13 protein-coding genes are annotated in these 13,891 nt (G+C 67.8%); 7 read left to right on the forward strand and 6 right to left on the reverse strand.

Annotated features, from left to right (window positions below; all coding sequences use genetic code 11):
* Nucleotides 1-29: 29 nt before the first annotated feature.
* Together A9310_RS03805 and A9310_RS03810 are read right to left on the reverse strand one after the other, a co-directional pair.
* Complete coding sequence (locus tag A9310_RS03805; RefSeq protein ID WP_254661168.1) at nucleotides 30-437, reverse strand: hypothetical protein; 408 nt, start codon at nucleotides 435-437, stop codon at nucleotides 30-32.
* 57 nt (nucleotides 438-494) lie between these two features.
* A complete protein-coding gene (locus A9310_RS03810; protein ID WP_083207253.1) occupies nucleotides 495-1,598 on the reverse strand; it encodes an alpha/beta hydrolase in 1,104 nt (367 codons plus the stop codon).
* Between the two features lie 153 nt (nucleotides 1,599-1,751).
* Between A9310_RS03810 and A9310_RS03815 the strand changes: the two genes are divergently transcribed.
* Entirely contained in the window at nucleotides 1,752-2,321 is a 570-nt protein-coding gene (locus tag A9310_RS03815; protein ID WP_058252794.1) for a type 1 glutamine amidotransferase domain-containing protein, read from the forward strand.
* Nucleotides 2,322-2,338: 17 nt separating this feature from the next.
* On the opposite strand, the gene A9310_RS03820 is transcribed toward A9310_RS03815, so the two are convergent.
* Together A9310_RS03820 and A9310_RS03825 are read right to left on the reverse strand one after the other, a co-directional pair.
* Nucleotides 2,339-2,950 carry a maleylpyruvate isomerase family mycothiol-dependent enzyme gene (locus A9310_RS03820; protein WP_065629448.1) on the reverse strand — a complete coding sequence of 204 codons (612 nt, stop codon included), beginning with the start codon at nucleotides 2,948-2,950 and terminating at the stop codon, nucleotides 2,339-2,341.
* Between the two features lies 1 nt (nucleotide 2,951).
* Nucleotides 2,952-4,946 carry an OPT family oligopeptide transporter gene (locus A9310_RS03825; protein ID WP_065629512.1) on the reverse strand — a complete coding sequence of 665 codons (1,995 nt, stop codon included), beginning with the start codon at nucleotides 4,944-4,946 and terminating at the stop codon, nucleotides 2,952-2,954.
* 247 nt (nucleotides 4,947-5,193) lie between these two features.
* Between A9310_RS03825 and A9310_RS03830 the strand changes: the two genes are divergently transcribed.
* Nucleotides 5,194-5,832 carry a TetR/AcrR family transcriptional regulator gene (locus A9310_RS03830; protein WP_058252797.1) on the forward strand — a complete coding sequence of 213 codons (639 nt, stop codon included), beginning with the start codon at nucleotides 5,194-5,196 and terminating at the stop codon, nucleotides 5,830-5,832.
* On the opposite strand, the gene A9310_RS03835 is transcribed toward A9310_RS03830, so the two are convergent.
* Nucleotides 5,833-7,434, reverse strand: a complete 1,602-nt coding sequence (locus tag A9310_RS03835; RefSeq protein ID WP_065629449.1) for a GMC oxidoreductase — start codon at nucleotides 7,432-7,434, stop codon at nucleotides 5,833-5,835. It abuts the gene before it with no gap.
* 433 nt (nucleotides 7,435-7,867) lie between these two features.
* Between A9310_RS03835 and A9310_RS03840 the strand changes: the two genes are divergently transcribed.
* Nucleotides 7,868-8,704, forward strand: coding sequence for an SDR family oxidoreductase (locus tag A9310_RS03840; RefSeq protein ID WP_065629450.1), 837 nt, complete (start codon nucleotides 7,868-7,870; stop codon nucleotides 8,702-8,704).
* A 19-nt stretch (nucleotides 8,705-8,723) separates the two neighbouring features.
* On the opposite strand, the gene A9310_RS03845 is transcribed toward A9310_RS03840, so the two are convergent.
* Nucleotides 8,724-9,146: a DUF5313 domain-containing protein gene (locus A9310_RS03845; RefSeq protein WP_065629513.1), complete on the reverse strand. Its 423-nt coding sequence runs from the start codon at nucleotides 9,144-9,146 to the stop codon at nucleotides 8,724-8,726.
* A 55-nt stretch (nucleotides 9,147-9,201) separates the two neighbouring features.
* On the opposite strand from A9310_RS03845, the gene A9310_RS03850 reads away from it, so the two are divergent.
* The 4 genes from A9310_RS03850 (at nucleotide 9,202) to A9310_RS03865 (ending at nucleotide 13,881) form a co-directional block, all read left to right on the forward strand.
* Nucleotides 9,202-9,696: a MarR family winged helix-turn-helix transcriptional regulator gene (locus A9310_RS03850; protein ID WP_065629451.1), complete on the forward strand. Its 495-nt coding sequence runs from the start codon at nucleotides 9,202-9,204 to the stop codon at nucleotides 9,694-9,696.
* 32 nt (nucleotides 9,697-9,728) lie between these two features.
* Complete coding sequence (locus A9310_RS03855; RefSeq protein ID WP_065629514.1) at nucleotides 9,729-10,907, forward strand: CaiB/BaiF CoA-transferase family protein; 1,179 nt, start codon at nucleotides 9,729-9,731, stop codon at nucleotides 10,905-10,907.
* Nucleotides 10,908-10,980: 73 nt separating this feature from the next.
* A complete protein-coding gene (locus A9310_RS03860) occupies nucleotides 10,981-12,513 on the forward strand; it encodes a catalase (protein ID WP_065629452.1) in 1,533 nt (510 codons plus the stop codon).
* A gap of 87 nt (nucleotides 12,514-12,600) precedes the next feature.
* The gene (locus A9310_RS03865; protein WP_065629453.1) at nucleotides 12,601-13,881 is read left to right on the forward strand and encodes a competence/damage-inducible protein A; all 1,281 of its coding nucleotides are present in this window, start codon (nucleotides 12,601-12,603) and stop codon (nucleotides 13,879-13,881) included.
* The last annotated feature ends 10 nt before the right edge of the window (nucleotides 13,882-13,891 follow it).

Genomic DNA, 13,891 nt, shown 5'->3' on the forward strand with positions numbered 1-13,891 from the left:
CACTCTCGGCTAATTTCGCTGTCGCGTCGTCAGTCGTCCTGGCCGTCATCGATGTCATCGTCCCAGTCGTCGTCCTGGTCGTCCCAGTCGTCGTTGTCGTCCCGGCCGTTGTCGTCCCAGTCGTCATCACAGTCGTCGTCGCGATGGGCCGCGTTGACGTCGCACCAGTCGTCGTCGTCCGAACCCAGGTTCGGTGGGACGGCCCGCTGCACCGGTGCGCCGGCCGGGACCTGGGGAACCGGGGCCGCGGCCGGGGTCTGCACCTGCGGCGACTGCGCGGGAGCAGTCTTGGCCTCCGGCGTCTGGGACACGTCCACGGAGACGGCGTCGGAGGCCAGGCTGGGCTCGGGTGAACGGATGAGGAAGAAGCTGGCGGTCACGACGGCAACCGCGAGCGCACCGAGGGCGATGGTGGCGAGTACTCGTGAGAAGTTCATGTCAACGACTCTGACGGACGCCGGTGAGCCGTCCATGAGTCGAAGATGAAGGTTTTTTCATCTACGAACTGCGTGCACCGACGTCAGGAACTCGTCGATGCGTGGCCACGTCTGCTCGACCGCAGCGGACCCGGCGATCAAACCCAGATGGCTGGTCTCCACCGTGGTGAACTCGACGCGCGGCGCCCCGGAAAGCAGCCCCACCCCATGGTGGGCGGCGGCCCAGCTGACGATCGCGTCGCGGTGACTGCCGAACAGCGCGACCGGTACCGCGACCTCGGCGAGGTCGACGACCCGTCCGCCGAAGTCGAGCACCCCGTCGGCGAGTTCGCCGCGCATGATGAAGTTCTCCCACATCTGCTCGGACACCTTGCCCGGATAGCCGGGCATCGTCTCCTGGAAACGGTCGATGGCCTTCATCCGGGTCAGCGCGTCGGTGTCGTCGGCGTTGCGCAGGATGTAGCCCGGCTTCTTGAGTTCGCGCTGCCAGGCCGTGCCTCGATAGGCGAGGCGGACCAGCGGCGCGGGGATCCCGCCGAGCGCTCGCAGCGCCAGTGTCACCGGCGCGGTGCCGACCGGTTTCATCAGCGTCTTGACCAGCGGATACGGCGGGACTTTGGAGTAATCGAGAGGCGTGCCGACCGCGACGACCGACGCCACCGGCAGGTCCGGGTTCGCGGCAGCGGTCAACAGGCTGATGGTCCCGCCGATACTCCACGCGAGGAGGTCGATCTCCGCGGAATCCCGCGACGTTCCGGCGGCCGGGTCATCGGCGTTGCCGTAGAAGTCTGCGACGGTCGCGGCGACGGCCCCGGGGACGATGTCGTCGAAGAAGTCGGCGAACCCGAGGTGTCGGTCGGCGCGGGTCATGTCGCCGAAGTCGAGTACGTACGGAACCCGGCCGGTCGACAGGAGGAACTGCACCACCGACAGCCCGTCGGCGAGGTCGTAGCACGATGTGGACACCGCGAGCGGCGGGATCAGCAGCACCGGTCGCCGTCCCGTGCCGACGGCTGCGATCACCTCGTCGTCGGTGCCGTACCGCCGCAGCGTGCGGTGCGGTCCGTCGGCGACCACCGTGTGCGGCGTCTCGTGGGACTCGCCGATCTGTCCACCACGTGCCAGATGGACCAGCGTCGCGACGCCGTCGAAACCACCCACCACTACCTCCCAGTCGTCGTCCGGGGACATTCAACACACCCCGCCCGGGTCATGCCCGGGCGGGGTGTGACCGTTTGGTGCACGACGCCCGCGGGTACCGGATCCGACGAGGCGCCGATGCCGTAGTCGGCGCGTACAAGGAGGTACACGGCCATGGCCGAAGAACTGAACGGCACCACCATCGCTTTCCTCGTCGCCCAGGAGGGCGCCGAGCAGGTCGAACTCACCGAACCGTGGAAGTCGGTCGAGGCGTGCGGCGGCAAGCCCGTCCTGGTGTCCACCGACTCCGGCACGGTGCAGGCGTTCAACCACCTCGACAAGGCCGACACCTTCCCCGTCGACACCCCTCTCGAGGACGCCCGCGTGATGGACTTCGACGCGCTGGTCCTGCCGGGCGGTGTCGCGAACCCGGATTTCCTGCGAACCTCGGAGCCCGCCGTCCGCTTCGTGCGCAGCTTCTTCGATGCCGGCAAGCCGGTCGCGGCCATCTGCCACGCGCCCTGGACCCTGATCGAGGCCGACGTTGTCCGCGGCCGCACCCTCACGTCGTTCCCGAGTGTGCGCACCGACGTCATCAACGCCGGCGGCACCTGGGTCGACGAGGAGGTCGTGACATGCCGCGACGGGGACAACGTGCTGATCACCAGCCGCAAGCCCGACGACCTCGCCGCCTTCAACGCCGCGATCGTCGCCGAGTTCGCGCGCACGAATGTCGCGAGCTGACCGCCCCGTCGGGGACGTCAGACGACGGACAACGGTGCAGATTCCCTGCCGGTCAGGGTGAGCAACGCCTGCTCGCCCTGACCGGTGAGCAGTGCGGTGGCGGCCGCCGTCGACAGCGCTGACGCCAGCACCTCGGCCGGCAGCGGGAGATCGGAACCGATCGCCCGCGAGATGTCGAGACCGTGCACCGCGAGTTCGAAGGTCCGGGTGGGCAGGTAATCGGACAGCATGATGCCGCCGAACGGCGTCGTCAGGGGCCGGTCCCCCGTTCCCGCAAGGGCGTCGACGGCCTGTGCGCGCCGCTCCCGGACCCCGGCGCGCGGATCGTTCCCCAGGGACAGCCCGGCGTCCACTCCTCGCTGTCGGACCGACGCGGGGTCTCCGTAACCGCGGATCGATGCGAAATAGGCCGCGGTCGAGGTCAATTCGACATCACCACCGGGCTCGGCCAGGTAGGTGACGACCGTCGTCAGCGATCTGCTCGCGTGTCCGACGAGCGATCGCAACGACCATTCGCCGAGACCGGGTCCGTCCCAGCGATCGTCGGCGATCAGGTCCACCAACCGCGTCAGATGCTCGGCACCGGCCGTGAAGTCGTCGATCGCACGTGCCAGTATTCCCTCTGCCATCTCAGTCCTTCGGAGTGCCGGCGGTCGTCGACGACGTCCCGCTCGCGGTCGCTATCTTGCGGACACGGTCGTAGAGGAGGGCGATGGTCGCGGCGAACACGATGACGCCGAGGATCTGTGCCCAGGTCCCGAAGCCGTCGCCGACGATCGCCAGCGCCGAGTCGTCGCCCGTGGCCGCCACGATGCCGGCGAAGACCACGCCGAAGAGCGCCTCGCCGACGATCAGGCCGGTGGCCAGCAGGACACCCATCCTCTTCTTGTGTTCCACTGCGCCGCCGCTGCGTTCGGCCCAGCGGTTGTAGTAGTGACCGATGAAGGCGCCGATCGGGATGATCAGGACCACCGACATCGGCAGGTACATGCCCATCCCGACAGCCAGCGGCGGCAGCCGGAAACGCCCTGCGCGACCGAGGAGTTCGTCGATAACGATCACCACCGCGCCGATCAGGGCGCCGATTCCGACGAGTCCCCAGTTCAGGTCCGCCCCGAGGACACCTTGCGCGAGGGTCGTCAGCAGCCCGGCCTGCGGTGCCGCGAGCGCGTCCTCGGTGGCACCCGGCGCGCCGACGAACCCGAAGGCCTCGTACATCAGCTGCAGGATCGGCGGGATCACGGCCGACCCGAACAGCACGCCGATGATCAGCGCCACCTGCTGTTTCCACGGTGTCGCCCCGACGAGCTGACCGGTCTTGAGGTCCTGCAGGTTGTCATTGGAGATGGTCGCGACGCCGAAGACGACCGCGGCGGTGAACAGCGTGTAGGCGATGAGCGCGTCGGTCTGCGAGTCGTCCGCCGGCCCGAAGGTCAGCTTCACGAGCAGTGCGGCGATGAGAACCACCAGGATGCCCACGCCGGAGATGGGGCTGTTCGACGACCCGATCAGGCCCGCCATGTACCCGCACACCGACGCGACCGCCAGTCCGATGACGAACACGAAGACGATGCTGACCACGATGATCCCGGTGGCACTGCCCTCCAGAACCGTGTCGCGCACGAAGTCCCACAACAGGATTCCGATCGGGATGAGCAGCACGAGGATGCTGCCGCCGACGATGTTGATCGGCATGTCCCGCTCGGTGATGTCGACCGTGACCCCCTCCCGACGCGATCGCGAGGAGACCATGGCCGCCCGGATTCCCCGCACGATCGGACCGATGACCTTGATCAGCGTCCAGACGGCCGCGATGGCGATCGCCCCGGCCCCGATGAGTCGCACGTCGTTGGCGAAGATCGAGCTGACGGCGTCGCCGAAATCCTCCCCCGCCGTGCGCCCCTGGGTCTCGATGGGCAGCAGTACGACGTAGGAGATCACCACCCCGACGAGCATGGCGATGCCCACGGTGATCCCGACGAGATGGCCGATGCCGATCAGCGACATCGACAACCCGGCACTGAACAACGTTCCGCCCGTGCCGATCCTGATCGTCGTCGAGATCGAATCGCTGAGGACCTGGAGTTTGGTGAGCAGGGCGAAACCGGCCGACGCGAGCGAACCGATGACGATCGTGCGCAGGCCGGCCTTGTTCTCCGCGGCACCGCCCGCGGAATCGCCGACCTTTAGTACCTCTGCTGCCGCAACGCCTTCCGGGTAGGGCAGGTCGGAGCCGGTGACCAGCGCGCGTCGTAGCGGGATCGAGTACATGACGCCGAGGATTCCGCCGATCGCGCACACCGCCACCGTGATCCAGTACGGGAAGCCCGTCCACCATCCGATGATGACCAGACCGGGTATGACGAAGATGATCGCCGACAGCGTGCCGGCGGCGGACGCGATCGTCTGGACGATGTTGTTCTCGACCACCGAGTGGTTGGCGAAGTACCGCAGAATGCTCATCGAGATGACGGCGGCCGGGATCGCGGTGGCGAACGTGAGGCCCACCTTGAGTCCGAGGTACACGTTGGCGGCCGTGAAGACCAGCGTGATGATGCCACCGAGGACGGCACCTCGGAGCGTCAGTTCTCGCAGGTTCGCCGTGGCCGGAGGCGCAGTCGCCATCTGGTCCCTCCCAACAGTCGGGTCCTGCGACCGGCGGTCGGTCGGACGGTGGATCATCCGGGCATTCGTCGATCCACCTTAGGCCCGGATGACCACTCGCGCTGCGACTTCCCGCGCAGCCGGGGTCGGTTCGCGTGTCGCGTCGACGCACCTCCGTACGGCACTGACCGCTTTGCGGTGTTTCGGCGAGTCGGACACGGCCACCATCCCGGCGTCTCGATCGGCGACGGTAGGGCATCATCGATCCATGAGCGAAGGGAAGACGGAGCAGTCTGCCCGCACCCGTGCGCTGCTCATCGAGGCGGCCGAGAAACTGATCGCCCTGAACGGGGTCGCGGCCGTGTCCAGTCGCCAGATCAGCAAGGCGGCCGGTCAGGGCAACAACTATGCCGTCGGCCATCACTTCGGTTCCAAGGACGATCTCCTCCGCGCCACCCTGACGTCGCACAACGTCCCGATCGAGCGGCTTCGCCAGAAATGCCTGTCGGAGGTCGGACCCGACCCCGGGGTCCGCGACTGGCTCCGCTGCCTCGTCGGGCCCGAGGTCGAGTACCTCGCACAGATCGGTGCGCCGAGCTACTTCGCCCGGTTCTTCGCCCAGGTGTCGAGCGATCCGTCCGCGACCGCCCTGCTCTACGAGGAGACCGCGCGATCGGAGGTCCTCATGACAATCCTCGACCGGTTCTACGCCACCCTGCCGACCTTTCCCGACGACGTGCTCGAAGTGCGCAACAACCTGACGCGCCACATGATCGTCAACGCGCTCGCCGACATCGAACGGGCCGCCGAGGACGGCGGGACTCGAACAGCCCCATGGGAGCACGAGCGCGACCTGGTCGTCGATGCGCTGACCGGGATGTGGCTCGCGCCGGCCGCCTCCCGGTGATCAGATGACCGTGCCGACATCCCGGGCGACGATCCGGTCGAGAGCGCGCTCGGCGACCGCCGCGATGGTCATCGACGGATTGCAGGCCGCGGTGTTGCCCGGCATGAGTGCGCCGTCGATGACGTAGAGCCCGCGCTGGCCGTGGACGCGTCCCTCGAGGTCGCACACCGCACCCATGTTGGCCCCGCCGAGCGCGTGCCAGGTCGAGGGGAACACCGCATTGGTGTCCGTCAGGACGGCGTCGGGTCCGGCGATCCGGCGCACGGTCCGGTCGATGTGCTTGGTCTGGATCTCCGAATCGCCCTCGTGTGGCCAGCGGATCACCGAATCTCCGATCGCCGAGTCGTAGGAGATGACGCCGCGGCCCGAGCTCACCCCGAAACCGACCATCATCGTGGTGCCGGCGTACACGGGTAGTGGCGGCAGCGATGCCTGGATGACGGTGAACGCGCTCTTCGGATCGCTCCAGTTGGGGCTGCCGAAGACCACCGGTCCGCCCTGTACCGTCCCGAAGTCGATACTGGGGCTGGTCCAGGTGTAGATCCGGTCGGCGTTGGTGCCCCATCCGTGCCCCACCCCGTCGGGCAGGCCCGGCACGGTTCCGGTCGCGCGCGCCTTCACCAACAGCTTGGTCGTGTTCACGCTGCCCGCCGACAGGATGAGTGTCCCTGCGATCAGTTCGTTGTGCTCCAACACTTTCCCGGACTCGTCGGTGCGTTCGACCTCGAGGGACCATCGGCCGTCGGGTCGGCGGGCGACCTGCCGCACGGTGTGCAGGGTTCGGACCTGAACCCGCCCGGTCGCCTCGGCCTCGCGGATATAGGTGACGTCGACACTGTGCTTGCCACCGTTGTTCACGCCGATGGCGCCGTCGCCGTTGGTGTAGGCGGGCTTCATCTCGCCACGCAGCTCGGCCGCGGCATACCCCCAGTCGATCGGCATCGGGATCTTCTGCAGCGGAAGGCCCTCGGCCCGAACTCGTTTCGCGAACTGTCGCGGTGCCAGGTATTGCGGGGAACGCACCACCGAGTCGGGCGCCACCGCGACCTTCAGCATCCGCGCGACCCGCGGGTAGTGCACACGGTTCATCAGTTGCCAGTCGAGTGCGTTCGGGAAGTGCTCGTTGAACACCGACTCGCTCGGTTGCAGTGTCATGCCCTGGTAGACAAGGGAACCACCGCCGAGGCCGGCCGGGCAGAGTGCGGTCATGTTGACGCCCGCGACCGACTCGAACAGTCCCACATAGGGTTCGACGCTCAGCGGCTTGCCGAAGAGGTTCGGGGTCGACTCGTGCCACAGGATCCGCTTGTCCGGACTCGACGCACGCGGGAAGGTCTCCGAGTTCGGACCCGTCGGCCACCGCCGGCCCCGCTCGAGCAACAGGACCGGCACGCCGGCCTGCGCGAGCCGGAGCGCCGCGACGCCACCGCCGAATCCCGAGCCGACGATCACCACCCGATGCTCTTCGCGTGTCCGCCGGATCCGTCGCGATGGATCTCCTGACGCCGGTCCGGCTCCGGTGACGGCCGCGGCCGCCGAACCCGCCGCGGTCATCGCCGCCGCTCGCAGGAAGGTACGTCTGGTCGGTGATACCCCGGTCATGGTTCTCCTGTCGTTCGGCGCGAGATGGCGCCGGGTGCTTGGTGATTCGGCAGCTCGAGAGACGGTGGAGACCGTGGTCGCGGGTCGAGGACGCCGCGTGGGACGGACCGGGGCGTGGCCGTCGCGACACAGGATTTGTCATGGACGACCTGTGTGTCAAGGGCCACTTCGGTGACCAGTGGTGATCGGGGACATCGCCGACGCAACCCTTGACAAGCCCTTCAGTCATGTGACTGAATCGTCGCGGGCGTGGGTAGGGCCGCCATCGGTGTACGGCCGATGCGCGGGCGTGAGTGCGGCGCGCCGCGCTCGCGTGGACCTGGTCGGGATCGTGGCCGAGTGCCGAAGAGCGAAGAGAGGACGGGGAGTTCGCCGAGCAGGCGGCAACGGAACGCTAGGATGACGCGACCATTTGTCGCGGGCGGGGAGTTGCATGTCTGATCATCTGCAGGGCAAGACCATCATCATCACCGGCGCCGGAGGCGGTTTCGGCAAGGTGATCGCGGAGATGTGCGCGGCACAGGGCGCTCACATCGTCGGTGTGGACATCGACGCCGACGGGCTCACCGCGGTCGCCGACGGCATCACCGCCACCGGCGGGTCGGCTGTCGCACACGTCGCCGACGTCACCGACATGGACCAGATGAAGGGCGCCGCGGCGGCGGCCGTCGACCGGTTCGGTGCGATCGACGTGATCGTCAACAACGCCGGGGTGATGCCGCTGGCGTTCTTCGCCGACCACGAGCGGGCCTGGGAGAAGTGGCACCGGGCCATCGACATCAACATCAAGGGCGTCGTGAACGGCATCTCGGCGGTGTACGACCAGATGATCGCGCAGGGCCGGGGTCAGGTGGTCAACATCGCGTCGATCTACGGCAACGGCGGCTTCGAGGGCTCGGGTGTCTACAGCGCGACCAAGGCCGCCGTGACGATGCTGTCGGACTCCTTACGCATCGAGGCCAAGGGCAAGATCAAGGTGACGACGGTCAAACCGACCGGCGTGGCCGGCACCAACCTGGCGAGCTGGATCGTCAACGACCGCGCGATCCGCGGGATCGTCGGGCAACGTGCGGCGTCGTACCGCGAGCACATCACGGAGCTGATGCAGGGCACGCTGCCCGACGAGCTCGTCGACGTCGACTCGGTGAAGTACTGGCTGATCACCCCGGAGGATCTCGCCCGGGCGGTCGTGCATGTCATCGACCAGCCGTGGGGCATCAGTCTGTCCGACGTGACGGTCCGGGCCAGCGGCGAGGACTACCTGTACTGAACGTCGGCGCCGTCTCGGCCTAGTTCGACGGGCGGCGTCGTTCACCGCGGTACTTGCGGTGGTACTCGTCGTAGAGGTCCGAGTTCTTCTCTCGTTCGAGCTTGTTCACCAGGTCGGGATCGAGTCCGTGCTGGACGAGCCGGTGACGGCGGTAGACCCGGTTCAACGCGATCGAGAAGAAGAGGTAGGCCAGCAGGATCGGCATGGTCATCGTGATCCGGACGCCCCAGTCGGCCGGGACGAACAGCATCGGGGTCAGCACGATGATGCATGGCACCGCCCAGCGGACCACCATGCGTACCGACGCACCCGGGCCGGCCAGGTCGTTGGTCACCCAGCCGAGCATCGATTTCGGCAGACGCGCCCAGTAGACGTACTTCACGTACTCCCAGGCATTCGGCTTGGTGCGCGGTGCGGAGGTCACCTGTCGATCGTGCACCACGTGCGGGAGTCGTCCGACGTCGCCTCCCCCACCCCGGCTGGGTAACCTGACCGGCATGGGTTCGGAGATGACCGCGTCGGCCGACGACCCCACCGGCCCGGATCCGATCAGCGGCCTCGAGGCCGAACTCACCGATTTCTGGCGACGGGGCCGGGTGCGCACCCGGTTGCGCGCCCGCGCCATCGACCCGCGGCTGGACCCGTCGTGCTACCCGCTCATCACCGTGCTGGCCCGGCACCATTCGATGCCGATGTCGGATCTGGTCACCGCCGTCGGCATGGAGAAGTCGACGGTGACGCGGCAGATCGACGCGATCGTGCGGCTCGGGCTCGCCGAGCGGCACCCGGACCCGCGCGATGCCCGCGCCCGCGTGGTCACCCTCACCGATCACGGTCGCGAACGTGTCGACGCCGTGCTCGCCTCGGCGGTCACCGATTGGCGTGCACGGCTGGCCCAATGGGACCCCGACGACATCCGGACGCTCACGTATCTGCTGCACCGCCTCACCGAGGCCACCAACGATCCCGAGGCCGGCGAGGGGTCTCGTTGACCGGGCGCGGCACCGTCGGCGATCCTTGGCCGGTGACTCCGGACGAAGGACTTCTGCCCCTCGAGGGCATCACCGTGGTGGCGCTCGAGCAGGCCGTCGCCGCACCGCTGGCCACCCGACACCTCGCGGATCTCGGCGCCCGGGTCATCAAGGTGGAACGGGTCGGGGACGGGGACTTCGCGAGGCAGTACGACGCGGCGGTGCGCGGCGGCGCCGCCTCGCACTTCGTGTGGCTCAACCGCGGCAAGGAGTCGGTCGCGCTCGACCTCAAGAGCGAGGACGGACGCCAGGCGATCCGAACCCTGATCGCCGGCGCGGACGTCTTCGTCCAGAATCTCGCTCCCGGGGCGGCCGCCCGGCTCGGCCTTGCCGCCGACGATCTGCGCGCCGACCATCCCGAGCTCGTCGTCGTCGACATGTCCGGATACGGCGACGCCGGACCGTACCGCGACCGCAAGGCCTACGACATGCTGGTGCAGGCCGAGGCCGGGCTGATCTCGGTGACCGGGACGCCCGACGAGATGTCCAAGACGGGTATCCCGACCTCCGACATCGCAGCCGGTATGTACGCACTGACCTCCGTACTGTCGGCGCTGTTCCGACGCGCCACCACCGGAGTCGGCGCGCGCGTCTCGGTGGCCATGTTCGACGCCACGGTCGAATGGATGGGCCACCCGATGTACATGCGCCTGTACGGCGGCCGGCAGATCGCCCGTGCCGGGCTCGGCCATGCGGCCATCGTGCCCTACGACAAGTACCCGACCGCCGACGGCGACATCCTCATCGGCGTCCAGAACGACCGCGGCTGGGACACGCTCACCCGCGTGGCCCTCGAGCGCCCGGATCTGGCCGACGACCCCCGCTATCGCACCAACATCGAGCGGGTCGCCCGGCGAGCCGAGGTCGACGCCGCGATCGGCGCCGAGACCAAACGCTTCACCACCGACGAGCTCGACCGTCGCCTCGCCGACGCGGGCATTCCCGCGGCCGAGATCCGCGACCTCGAAGGCGTCGTCGCGCATCCGCAGCTGAGTGAGCGCGACCGCTGGCGCGAGGTGGACACCGAGGTCGGCCCGGTACGGGCGCTGCTTCCGCCGCTGACCTTCGACGACGTCGAACTCGCGATGGGTCCGGTACCGGCACTCGGACAGCACACCGAGGCGGTGTTGCGGGAATTCGGGATCGGCGTCCCGCCGACCCCGTCGGCGTAGGATCGGCGGAACGGACCTGCAGCCCTCGGGTCCCGTTGTTCATGCCCGGATACGACGACCTCTCGGAGGCGATATGTCCGACGATTCTCTGTTCACCACCCGGGATTCGGGAGCACCCGCGGGGAGTGACGAACACTCCTTGACGGTCGGCGCCGGCGGCCCGATCGTCCTGCACGATCACTACCTGATCGAGCAGATGGCCCAGTTCAATCGCGAGCGGATCCCTGAACGCCAGCCACATGCCAAGGGCAGCGGCGCGTTCGGCACCTTCGAGACCACGCAAGACATTTCGGCTTACACGTGCGCGGCGCTGTTCCAGCCCGGCGTGAAAACCGAGATGGTGGCGCGGTTCTCGACGGTCGCGGGCGAGCGCGGTAGCCCAGACACCTGGCGCGACCCGCGCGGTTTCGCACTGAAGTTCTATACGTCCGAAGGCATCTACGACATGGTCGGCAACAACACGCCGGTCTTCTTCGTCAAGGACCCGATGAAGTTCCAGCACTTCATCCGTTCGCAGAAACGCCGTCAGGACAACAACCTTCGCGACCACGACATGCAGTGGGACTTCTGGACGCTCTCGCCGGAGTCGGCGCATCAGGTGACCTGGCTGATGGGCGATCGGGGGATTCCCAAGACCTGGCGCCACATGAACGGATACAGCTCGCACACCTACCTGTGGGTCAATGCCGAAGGTGTCAAGCACTGGGTCAAGTACCATTTCAAGTCCGACCAGGGAGTCGAGCACCTCACCCAGCACGAGGCCGACCAGATGGCTTCTGCGGACACCGATTTCCACACTCGGGACCTGTTCGAGAACATCGCGGCGGGCAACCATCCGAGCTGGACTCTCAAGGTGCAGCTGATGCCCTTCGACGACGCGGTGAGCTACCGGTTCAACCCGTTCGACCTGACGAAGGTGTGGCCGCACGGCGACTACCCGCTCATCGAGGTCGGCAAGATGACCCTGCACACCAATCCGGTCGATCACCACACGCAGATCGAGCAGGCCGCGTTCGAGCCGAACAACGTCGTGCCGGGTATCGGTTTCAGTCCCGACCGCATGCTGCTCGCGCGCGTGTTCTCCTATGCCGACGCCCATCGCCACCGGATCGGCGGCAACTACAAGCAGATCCCGGTGAACGCGCCCAAGAACGAAGTGCATTCGTACTCCAAGGACGGGGCGATGCGCATCCACAACGTCTCCGACCCGGTCTACGCACCCAATTCCAAGGGCGGCCCGTCGGCGCTGTATCCCGGCCAGGGCGAACCGCAGTGGGCGGCGAACGGGGAGATCCTGCGCAGCGCCTACGTCGACCATCCCGAGGACGACGACTGGGGTCAAGCGGGGACGATGGTCCGGGAGGTCTTCGACGACGAGCAGCGTGAACGTTTCGTGGACAACGTCGTCGGGCACCTCCTCAACGGTGTCTCCGAACCGATCCTCCAGCGGGCGTTCGAATACTGGCATCGCGTCGACCCCGACATCGGTGCGCGGATCAAGTCCGGTGTGACCGAGAAGCAGGACGAATCCGATCCGAAGGCCGATGACCAGGCCAACCCCGCCCGGTCGTCCGCCCAGGAGAAGGCCAAGGCCGAGAAGGCCTGACATTCTCCGCGCAGTTCGCACCGAACCGTGGAACGCGCCCTCTGACGGGGGCGCGTTCTGCGTCGGTGGCCTACTAGGCTCGATGGCGTGAGTGTGCGCGCAGGCATCGTGGTCACCGGAACCGAAGTCCTCACCGGCCGGATCACTGACCAGAACGGGCCCTGGCTGTCCGAGGAACTCCTCGAACTCGGGGTGGACGTCGCCCACATCACGATCTGTGGCGACCGGCCCGCCGACCTCACCGCGCAACTGCGCTTCCTCGCCGAGCAGCAGGTGGATCTGATCGTCACCAGCGGCGGGCTCGGCCCCACCGCCGACGACCTCACCGTCGCCACCGTCGCCGAGTTCTGCGGCCGCGAACTACTCCTCGATCCCGGACTCGAGGAGCACATCGCCGCGATCATCCAGCGCTGGCGCGGGATCGGATTCGACGTCGATTCCGGCCCGACGAGGGCGGGTATCCGCAAGCAGGCCCTGGTACCGGTCGGGGCAGTTCCGGTACCACCGACCGGCACCGCGCCGGGTGTCGTCATCCCCGCTGCCGCCGGCGTGCCGACGATCGTCGTCCTGCCCGGCCCGCCCTCGGAGCTCCAGGCGATGTGGCCGACCGCGATCGCCACGGCTGCCGTCGCCGACGTCCTGTCACGCGCCGACGATCTGCGTCAGGCGACCATCCGCGCCTACGGTCTCCTCGAAGCGGAACTCGCCGAGACGCTGCGATCGGCGGAGACCGCGATCCCCGCCTTCGGGCAACTCGAGATCACCACCTGCCTGCGGCGAGGCGAACTCGACATGGTCACCCGATTCGCCGCAGCTGATGCGTCGGTCTACGACTCCCTCCTCGACCTCCTCGTCGAACATCATGGGCGGCAGATCTTCTCGACCGACGGTTCCACGATCGACGATCTCCTGGTCGCCGCCTTGGACGGGCGACTGATCGCGACCGCCGAGTCGTGCACCGGCGGACTCGTCGCGGCGCGGCTCACCGACCGGCCCGGCTCGTCGGCCTATGTGATGGGTGGCGTCGTGTCGTACTCCAACGACGCCAAGTCGGATCTGCTCGACGTCCCGGCCGAGCTCATCGCCACGCACGGAGCCGTCAGCGAGCAGGTCGCCGCCGCGATGGCCGAGGGTGCGCTCGCACGGTTCGGTACCGATGTCGCGGTGTCGACCACCGGAGTGGCCGGCCCCGGTGGCGGCACCGAGACGAAACCGGTCGGCACCGTGTGCTTCGGTGTGGCTCTACGCGACCGGCCCACGGTCACCGTCACGCGCAAGTTCCCCGGTGACCGCGAGCGTGTCCGGTCGCTGACCACCACTGCCGCACTGCATCTCGTCGTACGCGCGCTGACCTCGGGCACTTCCTGACGCGAGCCAA

Origin of the sequence: Gordonia sp. UCD-TK1 (assembly GCF_001691435.1) — a bacterium.
Taxonomy (GTDB): Bacteria; Actinomycetota; Actinomycetes; order Mycobacteriales; family Mycobacteriaceae; genus Gordonia; species Gordonia hongkongensis.